Origin of the sequence: Pseudomonas sp. 2957 (assembly GCF_031456345.1) — a bacterium.
Classification (GTDB): domain Bacteria; phylum Pseudomonadota; class Gammaproteobacteria; order Pseudomonadales; family Pseudomonadaceae; genus Aquipseudomonas; species Aquipseudomonas siliginis.
The window spans coordinates 31,591-46,279 of the sequence record NZ_JAVDUL010000008.1; the positions used below are offsets into that span (position 1 = coordinate 31,591).

The window sequence follows — 14,689 nt, forward strand, 5'->3', positions numbered from 1 at the left end:
CACATAACACCTGTGGGAGCGAGCCTGCTCGCGAAGACGGACTGACATTCAACGTTGATGTCGACTGATACACCGCTTTCGCGAGCAGGCTCGCTCCCACACTGGATGCGTGGCGACTGCGAATCTCGGGCACAAAAAAACCGGCCAATCTGGCCGGTTTTTTTTATGCCCTGCGGTCTTAGAACGTGGCGTTCTGCAAGCCGTCCAGGTAACGCTCGGTGTCCAGTGCCGCCATGCAACCGGCGCCGGCCGAGGTGATGGCCTGACGGTAAACGTGGTCAGCCACGTCACCGGCAGCGAAGATGCCTTCTACGCTGGTGGCAGTCGCATTGCCTTCACGGCCGCCCTGCACAACCAGGTAGCCGTCTTTCAGGGTCAACTGGCCTTCGAACAGCGAAGTGTTCGGGGTGTGGCCGATGGCGATGAACACGCCATCGACTTTGATTTCGTCGAAGCTGCCATCGTTATTGCGCAGACGCGCACCGGTGACGCCCATGTTGTCGCCGAGGACTTCGTCCAGGTTGGCGTTCAACTTGAGGATGATCTTGCCTTCAGCCACACGGGCGTTGAGCTTGTCGATCAGGATCTTCTCGGCGCGGAAGGTTTCGCGACGGTGGATCAGAGTCACGGTGCTGGCGATGTTGGCCAGGTACAGCGCTTCTTCGACAGCGGTGTTGCCACCGCCAACCACGGCGACCGGCTTGTTGCGGTAGAAGAAACCGTCGCAGGTTGCGCAGGCCGACACGCCTTTGCCCATGAACGCTTCTTCCGACGGCAGGCCCAGGTAGCGGGCGCTGGCGCCGGTGGCAATGATCAGAGCATCACAGGTGTAAACCGCGCTGTCGCCGGTCAGGGTGTACGGCTTGGCAGCGAAGTCCACGGCGTTGATGTGATCGAACACGATCTCGGTTTCAAAACGCTCGGCGTGCTCGCGCATGCGCTCCATCAGCACCGGGCCGGTCAGGCCATGAACATCACCCGGCCAGTTGTCGACTTCGGTGGTGGTGGTCAGTTGACCGCCGGCCTGCATGCCGGTAATCAGCAGTGGCTTGAGGTTGGCGCGGGCCGCGTAGACCGCAGCGCTGTAGCCGGCGGGGCCGGAACCGAGAATGATCACTCGCGAATGACGGACTTCAGACATGAATCTGCTCCTGTTGGCCGGCCATGAAAAATCTGGCGCGGACGCCGGACGGCCGGCGGAATAAAAAAGGACCGTGGACACCTTGGGGAAGGCTTGAACTCGACAGTCCTGTAAAAAGTTGGGTGCAGCGTATCGAGGGGGGCAAGATTAAGGAAATACGGTTTAACAATCCAGCTCATAGGTGGTCTCTATGCCGAGACGCTGACGAGATAGACCTCTTTGTTACAGTGAATGTCGATTGCTCTGCCGCGCTTTCGCCGCTGGGGCAAAGCCGGTAACGTCGGCGCGTTTTCCCTTGCTTCGGAGTACCTTATGCCCGCCCCTGTTCTGTCCGGCCCGCAATACCTGCGCGAAGGCCTCAAACTGGTACTGAGCCCTGGCCTGCGCCTGTTCGTCCTATTGCCGCTGGCGATCAACCTGGTGCTGTTCGTCGGATTGATCTATCTGGCCGGCCACCAGTTCAGCCTGTGGGTCGACACGCTGATGCCCTCGTTGCCTGAATGGCTGAGTTTCCTCAGCTATATCCTCTGGCCATTGTTCGTGGTCCTCGTGGCCTTGATGGTGTTTTTCACCTTCACCATGCTCGCCAACATCATTGCCGCACCGTTCAACGGCTTCCTCGCGGAGAAAGTCGAAGTGGTAGTGCGCGGCACCGATGATTTCCCGGCGTTCAGCTGGGGCGAACTGATCGCGATGATCCCGCGCACCCTCTCCCGGGAAATGCGCAAGCTCGGCTATTTCCTGCCGCGCGCCATCGGCCTGTTCATCCTGTCGTTCATCCCAGTGGTGAATATCATCGCCGCGCCGTTATGGCTGCTGTTCGGCGTGTGGATGATGGCCATCCAGTACATCGACTACCCGGCGGACAACCACAAGCTGGGCTGGAACGAGATGCTCGCCTGGCTGCGGCAGAAGCGCTGGCAGAGCATGAGTTTTGGCGGGATCGTCTATCTGGTGTTGCTGATTCCGGTGGTCAACATCCTGATGATGCCGGCGGCGGTAGCCGGGGCGACGTTGTTCTGGGTGCGTGAACGTGGTGCCGAAAATCTGGTGATCCAGCACTGACCGCGTCACAAATCCATCATCCAAATGTCACAACGTCGACATGGCCTCAGCCGACACTGAGGTCATGACGACAGCTCTACATATCACCCTCATCAGCGAAACCTTCCCACCGGAAATCAACGGCGTGGCCAATACCCTTGGCCGCTTGTGCGAGGGTTTGCGCGCACGTGGGCATCAGGTGGAGCTGGTGCGCCCGCGCCAGGCCGGCGATCCGCAACGCAGCGAAGACGATGCACTGTTGCTGTGTCGCGGATGGCCACTACCGGGCTATCCGGGACTGCAATGGGGCCAGTCGTCGATGCATAAACTGCTGCGCCGCTGGAAACGCCAGCGCCCCGATGTGCTGTACATCGCCACGGAAGGCCCGCTCGGGTTGTCGGCACTGCGCGCCGCACGGCGCCTGGGGATTGCGGTGGTGAGCGGTTTTCACACCAACTTCCAGCAATACACCAGCCAGTACGGCCTCGGTCTGCTGACGCGCATGCTCACTCATTACCTGCGCTGGTTTCACAATCGTTCGGCAATGACTTTGGTGCCGAGCGTCAGTCAGCGCCTGGAACTGGAGCGACGGCATTTCGAGCGGCTGGCGTTGTTGTCGCGGGGTGTGGACAGCCAGTTGTTTCATCCAAGCAAACGGCAGAGCGCGTTGCGTGAGCAATGGGGGCTCTCTGATACGGATATCGCGGTCATCCACGTAGGAAGGCTCGCCCCGGAGAAAAATCTGGGCCTGCTCAAGCGCTGCTTTGAAAGCCTGCAGCAGACTTATCCACAACGCCATCTGAAGCTGATCGTGGTCGGAGATGGCCCGCAACGTTCGGCGCTGGAAAAAGAACTGCCGGAGGCAATCTTCTGCGGCGCGCAGCGGGGAGAACCACTGGCGGCGCACTACGCCTCAGGAGATCTGTTTGTATTTCCCAGCCTGACCGAAACCTTCGGCAATGTGGTGCTGGAAGCCCTGGCTTCGGGACTTGGCGTTGTTGCCTATGACCAGGCAGCCGCGGCGCAGCATATTCGCCATGGCTACAACGGCGTGTCAGCCATGCCCGGCGATGAGCAGGCGTTTTGCGAAGCGGCGGCGTGGTTGCTGGAGGAAGATGAACGGTTGCGTTGTGTGCGACTGAATGCGCGGCAGCATGGCAGTCGCCAGGGCTGGGCGGCGATCATCGAGCAGTTCGAGGGGTATTTGCGGGGGGCTTGTGCGGGGGAGCTGGTGGTGCCTGGGGCGCAGACACAACCTTAGATTTTCGTCGACATAGAAACAGCGTTCGCGAGCAGGCTCGCTCCCACATGGGCACCGCATTCCGTCATATGAAATGCAGTAGAGGGTGGGAGCGAGCCTGCTCGCGAAAAGGTCGAACTGGCGCTGCTTAAACCAGGGTCATCAACGCCTCACGACTGAACGGCAGAATGTCCTGCTCACGCCCTTCACGGACTTTCTGCGCCCAGTCCGGATCGACCAGCAGCGCGCGGCCCACCGCTACCAGGTCGAACTCTTCTTTGTTCAGACGCTCCAGCAGGTTTTCCAGGCTGGCCGGTTGCGCGACCTTGTCGGTGTTGACCATGAACTGCAGGAACTCGCCGTCCAGGCCGACGCTGCCCACGGTGATGGTCGGTTTGCCGGTCAGCTTGCGGGTCCAGCCAGCGAGGTTCAGATCCGAGCCGTCGAACTCCGGCTCCCAGAAGCGTCGGGTCGAGCAGTGGAAAATGTCCACGCCAGCGTCAGACAGCGGCTTGAGAAACTCGCTCAGCGCTTCGGGTGTTTGCACCAGACGCGCGGTGTAATCCTGCTGTTTCCATTGCGAGAAGCGGAAGATGATCGGGAAACCCTCACCGACGGCTGCACGCACTGCTTGAATCAATTCGATGGCAAAACGCGAACGGTTGGCCAGGCTGCCACCGTATTCGTCAGTGCGCTGGTTGCTGCCTTCCCAGAAGAACTGGTCGATCAGATAACCGTGGGCGCCATGGATTTCCACACCGTCCATGCCGATGCTTTGCGCATCTTTGGCAGCCTGGGCAAACGCGGCGATCACGTCCTGGATGTCCTGCTTGGTCATGCCGTGCACCACGACCTGACCGTCCTTGAGTTTCTCCGATGGACCGTAGCCCGGTACGCTGGCGTCCGGCTCGGTGCCGAGGCGACGTACGCTGCCGACGTGCCACAGTTGCGGGACGATCTTGCCGCCCTCGGCGTGCACGGCGTCGACAACATTTTTCCAGCCGGCCAGCGGCGCTTCACCGAAAAACTGCGGCACGTTTGGATAGCCATTGGACGCGATGTGGCCGACCGTGGTGCCTTCGGTGATGATCAGACCAACCCCGGCGGCCGCACGACGGCGATAGTACTCAATGACCTTGGAATTCGGCACACCGCCCGGCGAAAACGAACGGGTCATTGGCGCCATGACCACGCGGGTCGGCAGTTCGAGGGCACCGAGAAGGAACGGTTTGAACAGGGCTTTAACGGGCATCGAGAGGCTCCACGAAAACATTGGCGACAGATATTGATCGATATGACGGCGATAATATCCACCACATCCTTCGCGTGACAGCACTATTGATCAGAGTGATTAAGGGTCAAAAGGCAGGCAAAAAAATCGCAGCTCAATGCTGCGATTTTCTGATTCAGGCTAAGGCTTTTTCGATCGCGGCAATCACTGTCGGATCATCCGGCGCGGTGCGCGGCGAGAACCGCGCCAGCACCCGGCCGTCCTTGCCGAGCAGAAACTTTTCGAAGTTCCAAGTGATGTCACCGGGAAATTCGGCGCCCTCGCCCGCCAGCAGGCGATACAACTGATGCCGCTCGTGGCCGTTGACTTCGAGCTTGCTCGACAACGGAAAGGTCACGCCATAGTTGAGGCTGCAGAACTCCTGGATCTCTTTCTCCGAGCCTGGCTCCTGGCCGGCAAACTGGTTGCACGGGAGGCCCAGCACAGCAAAGCCTTTATCTTTGTATTGCTGGTAGAGGTTTTCCAGTGCCGCGTACTGAGGGGTCAAGCCGCATTTGGAGGCCACGTTGACCACCAGCACGACTTGGCCCTTGAACGGCGCCAGCGGTAGCTCCTGACCATCCAGGGCGGTCAACTTAAGGTCGTGAAAAGCACTCATGCCGAACTCCAGGATTCTCGTGTTCTACTCGAAACAGCCACTTGGCGAGGCCACCAAGGACAGCCGCGGACTAAAAAGGCGCCCACAGGCGCCTCTCCAGTACTCGAAGCTTAGCGCAGAAAATCAGTGGTGATGGCCACCTTCGCCATGGACGTGACCATGAGCGATTTCTTCCTGACTGGCGTCACGGATATCAACGATCTTCACTTCGAAGTTCAGGCGCTGACCGGCCAGAGGGTGGTTGCCGTCAACGGTGACGTCGTCGCCGTCCAGATCACGAATGGTGACGATCTGCATCTGGCCGTCCGGCGCCGAAGCGTGGAACTGCATGCCGACTTCCAGCTCGTCAACGCCTTCGAACATGCTGCGGCTCAGGGTGCTGACCAGTTCAGCGGCGTATTCACCGTAAGCATCTTCCGGCTCAACGGCTACTTTCAGCTCGTCGCCGACAGCTTTGCCTTCAAGGGCTTTTTCCAGGCCCGGGATGATGTTGCCTGCGCCTTGCAGGTAAACCAGCGGAGCGCCGCCGGCGGAGCTGTCGATGACCTCACCAGCGTCGTTGGTCAGGGTATAGTCGATGGAGACAGCCTTATTGGCGGCGATCAGCATGGGGCGAGACCTTTTGCATAAGAATATAGAAAGGCCAAGTTTAGCGAAGCAATCGCGTGAAAGCGACCACAACCCGGACAAACGGGTTTCGACCATCACCGGCTTCCATCAGGACGAAGACGGCCATTGGGTGGTCGAGCTTTCCTGTGGCCACACCCAGCACCTGCGCCACCAGCCGCCGTGGCAAACCCGCGCCTGGGTCCTGGATCCGGCGCAACGTATTGAAAAAACAGGTCAACCCTTTGCCTGCGGTTGGTGTGCACAAGGCTCGGTTAGCGATAACCTTGGCGACTGAATTTCGGTAGTCGGCCAGACATAGGCTGACACCCTTGCATAGAGAATTCCCATGCAAACTTTTTTTATCGCCCCCACCGATTTTGGTGTGGGTCTGACCTCTATCAGCCTCGGGCTGGTGCGCACACTTGAACGCGCCGGGCTGAAAGTCGGCTTCTTCAAACCGATCGCCCAGCCACATCCGGGCGACACCGGCCCTGAACGTTCCACCGAACTGGTGGCGCGCACCCACGGTCTGAAACCGCCGCAGCCGTTAGGCCTGGCGCACGTTGAACGCATGCTCGGCGACGGTCAGCTCGACGAACTGCTCGAAGAAATCATCGCCCTGTATCAGCAAGCGGCGGTCGGCAAAGACGTGCTGGTGGTCGAAGGCATGGTGCCGACCCGCAGCGCCAGTTACGCCGCACGGGTCAATCTGCACCTGGCCAAGAGTCTGGATGCCGAGGTGATTCTGGTCTCGGCGCCGGAAAACGAAGTGCTCGCCGAGCTTTCTGGCCGTGTCGAGCTTCAGGCTCAATTGTTCGGCGGCCCGAAGGATCCGAAGGTCCTCGGGGTGATCCTCAACAAGGTCAAGACCGACGAGAGCATGGACGCCTTCGCCACGCGTCTGAAGGAGCATTCGCCGTTGCTGCGCAGCGGTGATTTCCGCTTGCTTGGCTGCATCCCGTTTCAGCCGGAACTCAACGCGCCGCGCACCCGTGACGTCGCCGACCTGATGGGCGCGCAAGTGCTCAACGCGGGCGACTACGAAACCCGGCGCATGAGCAAAATCATCATTTGCGCACGAACCATGCGCAACACCGTCGAGCTGCTCAAGCCCGGCGTGCTGGTGGTGACGCCGGGCGATCGCGACGACATCATCCTCGCCGTCAGTCTTGCCGCGATCAACGGCGTGCCGCTGGCCGGCCTGCTGCTGACCAGTGACACCCTGCCCGACCCGCGCATCATGGACCTGTGCCGGGGCGCGTTGCAGGCCGGTTTGCCGGTGTTGTCGGTGAGCACCGGCTCGTACGACACCGCCAATCTGCTCAATGGCCTGAACAAGGAAATCCCGATCGATGACCGCGAGCGCGCGGAGATCATCACTGATTTCGTCGCCAGCCACCTCGACGCCAACTGGCTGCACCAGCGCTGCGGCACGCCACGGGAGATGCGCCTGTCGCCGGCAGTGTTCCGCTATCAATTGATCCAGCGCGCGCAAGCGGCGAACAAGCGCATCGTGCTGCCCGAAGGCAGCGAGCCGTTCACCGTGCAAGCAGCGGCAATCTGTCAGGAACGCGGGATCGCGCGCTGCGTATTGCTGGCCAAACCCGAAGACGTCGAAGCGGTCGCCCGCGCGCAAGGTATCGTGCTGCCGCCGGGTCTGGAAATTCTCGACCCGGACCACATCCGCGAGCGTTACGTCGAGCCGATGGTCGCCCTGCGCAAGAGCAAAAGCCTCAACGCACCGATGGCCGAGCAGCAACTGGAAGACACCGTGGTGATCGGCACCATGATGCTTGCGCTGGACGAGGTCGACGGCCTGGTCTCCGGGGTAATCAACACCACCGCCAACACCATCCGCCCCGCCCTGCAACTGATCAAGACCGCGCCGGGCTGCACGCTGGTGTCGTCGGTGTTCTTCATGCTCTTTCCGGAAGAGGTGCTGGTCTACGGCGACTGCGTGATGAACCCGCACCCGAGCGCCGCGGAACTGGCCGAGATCGCCCTGCAAAGCGCTGACTCGGCGGCCGCATTCGGCATCACCCCACGGGTGGCGATGATCAGCTATTCCAGCGGCGAATCGGCGCGCGGTGAAGAAGTCGAGAAAGTCCGCGAGGCGACCCTGCTCGCCCATGAGCAACAAAACTCGCTGTTGATCGACGGCCCGTTGCAGTACGACGCCGCCGCCAACGCCGACGTCGCCCGGCAACTGGCGCCGAACAGTCAGGTCGCCGGGCGCGCCACGGTGTTTGTGTTCCCCGATCTGAACACCGGCAACACCACGCACAAAGCCGTGCAGCGCAGCGCAGATTGCGTCAGCCTCGGGCCGATGCTGCAAGGCCTGCGCAAACCGGTGAACGACCTGCCGCGCGGCGCGCAAGTCGATGACATCGTCTACACCATCGCGCTCACCGCGATTCAAGCCGCCAACCGACCTATGGATGTGTAAATGCTGGATTTTCTACCCGCCCCCGTGCGCGGCGTGATCGCCTCGCTGCTCTTGGCGCTCAACACGATTCTGCTGTGCTCGTTCCTGTTCTGTGTGGCGCTGGTCAAGGCCCTGCCGTTTGCCTTTACCCAGCGCATTGCCGGTTGGCTGATGAGCCACACCCACGAGGCGTGGATCAGCAACAACAAGGGCTGGATGAATCTGGTACGGCGCACCCGCTGGCACCTCAGCGGTCTGCAAGGCCTCGACTATCAGCACTCGTACCTGATCACCAGCAACCACCAGAGCTGGGTGGATATTCTGGTGCTGCAATACGTGCTCAACCGCAAGATTCAGCCGCTGAAGTTCTTCCTCAAGCAGGAGCTGATCTGGGTGCCGGTAATCGGGCTGGCCTGGTGGGCGCTGGGCTTTCCGTTCATGAAGCGCTACTCCAAGGCGTATCTGGAAAAACACCCGGAGAAAAAAGGCAAGGACCTGGAAACCACGCGCAAGACCTGCGCGAAATTCCGCCATAACCCGGTGGGGATTTTCAACTTCGTCGAAGGCACACGCTTCACCGAAGGCAAGCATGCGCAGCAGCAGTCACCGTTCAAATACCTGCTCAAGCCCAAGGCCGGCGGGATCGCCTTTGTGCTGGATGCGATGGGCGAACAGCTGGAGTCGATCGTCAACGTGACGATTCATTACCCGGCCGGGCGTCCGGGGTTCTGGGATTTGCTCTGCGGCAATGTGAGTGATGTGGTGGTGCATTTTGAAGAAATCAAAATCCCGCCGGCCTTCATCGGCAAGAACTACGACCAGGACGGCGAGTATAGATTGCAGTTCCAGGGCTGGATCAATCAGCTGTGGCTGGACAAGGATGCGTTGCTGGAGCAGATGCACCGCGAATATCCACCCAAACACTGACCCCTGTGGGAGCGAGCCTGCTCGCGAAAGCGGTGGATCAGCTTGCAAAGATGTTGAATGAGATAAAGCTTTCGCGAGCAGGCTCGCTCCCACAGTTGATCGTTCCCACGCTCCGCGTGGGAATGCAGCCCGGGACGCTCCGCGTCCCTGCCGAAGCGGACGCGGAGCGTCCAATGAGGCATTCCCACGCGGAGCGTGGGAACGATCACCCAACACTAAAAAAGCCCGCCGATGATCACTCATCGGCGGGCTTTTCATTAGTGCCTAACGCTTATATCGCGCCACGCTGACGCAACAGCTCCAGCACTTGCTTGACGCTTTCTTCCAGACTCAGGGACTGCGTGTCGATCACCAGATCGGCATTCAGCGGCACGTCGTACGGGAAGGATTCGCCCGGGATATTGTCGCCCCCAGCAGCGTACAGCCCTTGCGGATCACGCTCGGCGCACACGGTCGGCGAGGCCTGCACGTAGACCGTCAGCAAGCGATCCTTGCCGATCAGTTCCTTGGCCTGCTCGCGACCTTCGGCACTTGGCGCAACGAACGCCGCCAGGGTTAGCAAACCGGCTTCGTTGAACTGACGCGCCACGTGGGCGGCTCGACGCCAGTTCTCGGTACGCCCGGCGCGATCCTGTGGCAGACCTTTGTTCAAGTCATGACGCAGGTTCTGGCCATCCAGTACAAACACCGCGCGGCCCATGTCGAACAGCTTGCGCTCGACCGCATACGCCAGGGTGCTTTTACCCGCGCCGGACAGGCCGCTGAACAGCACGGTGGCCGGTTGCTGGCCGAAGCGCTGGGCACGTTCTTCGGTCGCCACGTGGGCCAGTTTGCCGTGGTGGGTGGCGGTGCCATGGGCCACTGGCTGAGCGACGATCATGCCGGCGCCAACGGTGCCGTTGGTCAGGCGATCGATGACGATGAACGCGCCGGTGGTGCGGTTGCTTTCGTAACCGTCGAGGGCGATCGGCGCGTCGAGCGCGATCTTTACCTTGCCGATTTCGTTGAGCTGCAACGCGCTCGCCGGGCCTTCTTCCAATGTGTTGACGTCGACCTTGTTGACGATGCTGGCGATCGAGCCCGGCACGTAACTGGTGGCGCGTTTGATGTCGTATTTCTTGCCCGGCAGCATCGGCTCTTCAGCCATCCACACCAGCATCGCTTCGAAGCTGTCGGTGACCGGCGGCACGTTGTCGGCATGCACCAACAGGTCGCCACGGGAGATATCGATTTCGTCTTCCATGGTCAGGGTTACCGCCTGACCTGGGCCGGCGTGCTCCAGTTCACCTTCGAAGGTGACGATGGATTTCACCCGGCTGCTCTTGCCCGACGGCAGCACCACGACTTCGTCGCCCTTGTGCACGATACCGCTGGCCAGGGTGCCGGCGAAACCACGGAAATTCAGGTTCGGACGGTTGACGTACTGCACCGGGAAACGCAGATCGGTGAAGTTGCGATCGCCCGCCACTTCCACAGTCTCGAGGATTTCCATCAGCGACTGGCCGGTGTACCACGGCGAGCGCTCGGACTTGTTCACCACGTTGTCGCCTTTAAGGGCAGACATCGGCACGAAGTGCATGCTGGTCGGCTTCATCTTCAAGCCTTCGGCGAACTTCAGATAGTCGGCCTTGATCGATTCAAACACGCCTTCGTCGAAGTCCTTCAAGTCCATCTTGTTGATGGCGACGACGATGTGTTTGATGCCCAGCAACGAAGCAATGAAGCTGTGACGACGGGTCTGGGTCTGCACGCCGTAACGGGCGTCGACCAGAATGATCGCCAGGTCACAGGTGGACGCACCGGTGGCCATGTTGCGGGTGTACTGCTCATGGCCGGGGGTGTCGGCGATGATGAATTTGCGCTTGGCGGTGGAGAAATAGCGGTAAGCGACATCAATGGTGATGCCCTGCTCACGCTCGGCCTGCAGACCGTCGACCAGCAATGCCAGGTCGATGTCGTCACCGGTGGTGCCGACTTTCTTCGAATCGCGGGTGATCGCTTCGAGGTGATCTTCGTAGATCATCTTCGAGTCGTGCAGCAGGCGCCCAATCAGGGTGCTCTTGCCGTCATCGACGTTACCGCAGGTCAAAAAGCGCAGCAGCTCTTTACGTTCGTGCTGGCCCAGGTAGGCGAGGATGTCCTCGCTGATCAAATCAGAAACATGCGACATGACAGCCCCTTAGAAATAGCCTTGACGTTTTTTGTCTTCCATCGAGCCTGCGCCATCGTGGTCGATGACCCGGCCCTGGCGCTCGGAAGTTCGCGTCAGGAGCATTTCCTGAATGATGTCCGTCAGGCTTTCGGCCTCGGACTCCACCGCGCCCGTCAACGGGTAGCAGCCAAGGGTGCGGAACCGCACTTTCTTTTTCACGATGCGCGCTTTGTCTTCGTCGGACAGGTGCTCGAGGATGCGCTCGTCGTCGATCATGATCAGCGTGCCGTTCTTCTCGATCACTTCACGTTCGGCGGCGAAGTACAGCGGCACGATCGGAATGCCTTCGAGATAGATGTACTGCCAGATGTCCAGCTCGGTCCAGTTCGACAACGGGAACACACGAATGGATTCGCCCTTGTTGACCTTGCCGTTGTAGACGTTCCACAGCTCCGGACGCTGGTTTTTCGGGTCCCAGCGGTGCTTGCTGTCACGGAACGAGTACACGCGCTCTTTGGCGCGGGATTTCTCTTCATCGCGACGGGCGCCGCCGAACGCTGCGTCGAAACCATGCTTGTCGAGTGCCTGTTTCAGGCCTTCGGTTTTCATGATGTCGGTGTGCTTGGCGCTGCCGTGGGTGAACGGGTTGATGTTCTGCGCCACGCCATCGGGGTTGATGTGGGTAATCAGGTCCAGGCCTAAGTCTTCGACCATCTTGTCGCGGAACTTGTACATTTCCTGGAATTTCCAGCGGGTGTCGACGTGCATCACCGGAAACGGCAGTTTGCCCGGGAAGAACGCCTTGCGTGCCAGGTGCAGCATCACGGCGGAGTCTTTACCGATGGAGTACAGCATCACCGGGTTATCGAACTCGGCGGCCACCTCGCGGATGATGTGGATGCTTTCCGCCTCCAGCTGTTTCAGATGCGTCAGTTTGTCGACCATGGCTACTCACGAAAGCTTTCTTATGAACGGCCAGCGGGCCGTGTTCGAGCGAGGAATCCTAGCACAGCGACCTCTTCTAATCAGGACGCCAACTAGATCGAAAGGGTATATGAATATGCCCACCAGTTCGGCCGTCAGGGCCGAACGGGGGAGCGAGCCTGCTCGCGAAGGCGGAGTGTCAGGCACCTTTGTATTGAAGGTCTGACGACTTCGCGAGCAGGCTCGCTCCCACAGGGGTTTGCGGTGAGTTCAGATCGGGTTGGGGCAATCGATGAATATGTGCTCAAGGGCAAAGCGCTTCGCCAGATACTCGCCCAGCGCCTGCACGCCATAGCGTTCGGTGGCGTGATGGCCGGCGGCGATGAAGCTGATGTCGTTTTCCCGCGCACTGTGGAAAGTCTGCTCGGAGGCCTCGCCACTGATGAACAGATCGACCCCCGCCGCCACGCCCTGATCGATATAACCCTGGCCACCGCCGGTGCACCAGCCGACGCGGCGGATCATGCCGCTGCCTTCGATCAGCAGCGGCTCGCGGCCCATGACTTCCTGCACCTTGCGCGCGAAATCCCGCGCAGTCATTGGCTCATTCAGCGAACCGACCAGCCCGACGACTTTCGGATTGCTCGGGTCGAGCGGCCCTTCGACAGTGATGTCGAGCTGACGCGCCAGTTGCACGTTGTTGCCGACGTCCGGGTGCAGATCCAGCGGCAGGTGATAGGCGAGCAGACTGATGTCGTGCTTGAGCAGGGTTTTCAAGCGGCGCTGTTTCATACCCGTGACGCAGGGGTTTTCGCCTTTCCAGAAATACCCGTGGTGGACCAGGATCAGGTCGGCCTCGGCTTCGACGGCGGCGTCCAATAAAGCCTGGCTGGCGGTGACGCCACTGACGATGCGCATCACTTGCGGGCGGCCTTCGACCTGTAATCCGTTGGGGCAATAATCGGCAATTTTTGCACTGCCCAGGTAACGGTCGGCTTCTTCGACGAGGGTGCTGAGGGCAACGGCCATGAAAGACTCCTAAATATCCCGTTCAGAGGCGCGCGCGGCCTCGTATAATGCGCGACATTATGGGCGGTCTGACCTCGCCTGCAACCTTTCCAGGAACGTGCTTAATGCTCAAGGCGCTGCGTTTTTTTGGCTGGCCGCTGTTGGCCGGTGTGCTTATCGCTCTGTTGATTATTCAGCGTTACCCCGAGTGGGTCGGGCTGCCGAGCCTCGACGTCAATCTGCAACAGGCGCCACAGACCACGATCGTGCAACAGGGGCCGGTGTCCTATGCGGATGCGGTGGGCATCGCCGCGCCGTCGGTGGTCAACCTGTACACCACCAAGGTCATCAACAAACCGGCGCATCCCTTGTTCGAGGATCCGCAGTTCCGCCGCTTCTTCGGTGACAATTCGCCGAAACAGAAGCGCATGGAATCGAGCCTCGGTTCCGGGGTAATCATGAGCCCGGAAGGCTACATCCTCACCAACAACCACGTCACCAGCGGCGCCGACCAGATCGTCGTGGCGCTCAAGGATGGTCGCGAGACGCTGGCCCGCGTGATCGGCAGCGATCCGGAAACCGACCTCGCTGTTCTGAAAATCGATCTGAAAAACCTGCCGGCAATCACCGTCGGCCGCTCCGACAGCATTCGCATCGGTGACGTCGCGCTGGCCATCGGCAACCCGTTCGGCGTCGGTCAGACCGTGACCATGGGCATCATCAGCGCCACCGGCCGCAATCAGCTGGGGCTGAACAACTACGAAGACTTCATCCAGACCGATGCGGCGATCAACCCGGGCAACTCCGGCGGTGCGCTGGTCGATGCCAACGGCAACCTCACCGGCATCAACACGGCGATCTTTTCCAAGTCCGGCGGCTCGCAAGGCATCGGTTTCGCCATCCCGGTGAAACTGGCGATGGAAGTGATGAAGTCGATCATCGAGCACGGCCAGGTGATTCGTGGCTGGCTGGGCATCGAAGTACAACCGCTGACTCAGGAGCTGGCGGAGTCGTTTGGCTTGTCCGGGCGTCCGGGGATTGTCGTCGCCGGAATCTTCCGTGACGGCCCGGCGCAGAAAGCCGGCCTGCAACTGGGCGATGTGATTCTGAGCATCGATGGCGAGCCGGCCGGCGATGGTCGCCGCTCGATGAACCAGGTGGCGCGGATCAAACCGACCGACAAGGTGACGATTCAAGTGATGCGTAACGGCAAGGAGCTGAAGCTGACCGCTGAAATCGGCCTGCGTCCACCACCGGCACCGGTGAAAGAAAAAGAAGAGTAAAAATGTTTTCGCGCCAGTGGCGCGAATAACAGACACTCTCAACAGGC

At 60.4% G+C, this 14,689-nt stretch carries 13 protein-coding genes; 6 read left to right on the forward strand and 7 right to left on the reverse strand.

What is annotated here, in order from left to right:
* Positions 1-178 precede the first annotated feature (178 nt).
* Positions 179-1,141, reverse strand: coding sequence for a thioredoxin-disulfide reductase (trxB, locus tag J2Y39_RS24935; protein WP_016771656.1), 963 nt, complete (start codon positions 1,139-1,141; stop codon positions 179-181).
* Between the two features lie 312 nt (positions 1,142-1,453).
* Here trxB and cysZ point away from each other — a divergent pair, with 312 nt between their 5' ends.
* Both cysZ and J2Y39_RS24945 read left to right on the forward strand, forming a co-directional pair.
* Positions 1,454-2,206 (forward strand): sulfate transporter CysZ, encoded by a 753-nt coding sequence (cysZ, locus tag J2Y39_RS24940; protein ID WP_122692856.1) that lies wholly within the window; start codon positions 1,454-1,456, stop codon positions 2,204-2,206.
* Positions 2,207-2,246: 40 nt separating this feature from the next.
* On the forward strand, positions 2,247-3,446 hold the full coding sequence (locus tag J2Y39_RS24945) for a glycosyltransferase family 1 protein (RefSeq protein WP_310220263.1): 1,200 nt from the start codon (positions 2,247-2,249) through the stop codon (positions 3,444-3,446).
* 127 nt (positions 3,447-3,573) lie between these two features.
* Here the strand turns inward: J2Y39_RS24945 and J2Y39_RS24950 are convergent, their stop codons facing one another.
* The 3 genes from J2Y39_RS24950 to J2Y39_RS24960 all read right to left on the reverse strand — a co-directional run bounded on the left by J2Y39_RS24950 (position 3,574) and on the right by J2Y39_RS24960 (position 5,923).
* On the reverse strand, positions 3,574-4,677 hold the full coding sequence (locus J2Y39_RS24950) for an NADH:flavin oxidoreductase (RefSeq protein ID WP_310220265.1): 1,104 nt from the start codon (positions 4,675-4,677) through the stop codon (positions 3,574-3,576).
* Between the two features lie 154 nt (positions 4,678-4,831).
* A complete protein-coding gene (locus J2Y39_RS24955; RefSeq protein WP_016771660.1) occupies positions 4,832-5,314 on the reverse strand; it encodes a glutathione peroxidase in 483 nt (160 codons plus the stop codon).
* A 123-nt stretch (positions 5,315-5,437) separates the two neighbouring features.
* Complete coding sequence (locus J2Y39_RS24960; protein ID WP_016771661.1) at positions 5,438-5,923, reverse strand: peptidylprolyl isomerase; 486 nt, start codon at positions 5,921-5,923, stop codon at positions 5,438-5,440.
* On the opposite strand from J2Y39_RS24960, the gene J2Y39_RS24965 reads away from it, so the two are divergent.
* From J2Y39_RS24965 to J2Y39_RS24975, 3 genes are read left to right on the forward strand one after another with little or no spacing between them, the layout of a single operon-like run.
* Positions 5,892-6,218, forward strand: a complete 327-nt coding sequence (locus J2Y39_RS24965) for a DUF3565 domain-containing protein (RefSeq protein ID WP_082530248.1) — start codon at positions 5,892-5,894, stop codon at positions 6,216-6,218. The genes J2Y39_RS24960 and J2Y39_RS24965 overlap by 32 nt on opposite strands.
* A 51-nt stretch (positions 6,219-6,269) precedes the next feature.
* Positions 6,270-8,369, forward strand: a complete 2,100-nt coding sequence (gene pta, locus J2Y39_RS24970) for a phosphate acetyltransferase (protein ID WP_024011632.1) — start codon at positions 6,270-6,272, stop codon at positions 8,367-8,369.
* Positions 8,370-9,275 carry an acyltransferase gene (locus tag J2Y39_RS24975; protein ID WP_310220267.1) on the forward strand — a complete coding sequence of 302 codons (906 nt, stop codon included), beginning with the start codon at positions 8,370-8,372 and terminating at the stop codon, positions 9,273-9,275.
* Between the two features lie 271 nt (positions 9,276-9,546).
* Here the strand turns inward: J2Y39_RS24975 and cysN are convergent, their stop codons facing one another.
* From cysN to J2Y39_RS24990, 3 genes are all read right to left on the reverse strand, one after another.
* Entirely contained in the window at positions 9,547-11,445 is a 1,899-nt protein-coding gene (gene cysN, locus J2Y39_RS24980) for a sulfate adenylyltransferase subunit CysN (protein WP_073473760.1), read from the reverse strand.
* Between the two features lie 9 nt (positions 11,446-11,454).
* Positions 11,455-12,372, reverse strand: coding sequence for a sulfate adenylyltransferase subunit CysD (gene cysD, locus J2Y39_RS24985; RefSeq protein WP_016771664.1), 918 nt, complete (start codon positions 12,370-12,372; stop codon positions 11,455-11,457).
* A 249-nt stretch (positions 12,373-12,621) separates the two neighbouring features.
* A complete protein-coding gene (locus J2Y39_RS24990) occupies positions 12,622-13,380 on the reverse strand; it encodes a Nif3-like dinuclear metal center hexameric protein (protein ID WP_024011629.1) in 759 nt (252 codons plus the stop codon).
* A 104-nt stretch (positions 13,381-13,484) separates the two neighbouring features.
* Here J2Y39_RS24990 and algW point away from each other — a divergent pair, with 104 nt between their 5' ends.
* The gene (algW, locus tag J2Y39_RS24995; RefSeq protein WP_016770590.1) at positions 13,485-14,642 is read left to right on the forward strand and encodes a Do family serine endopeptidase AlgW; all 1,158 of its coding nucleotides are present in this window, start codon (positions 13,485-13,487) and stop codon (positions 14,640-14,642) included.
* Positions 14,643-14,689: the final 47 nt, after the last annotated feature.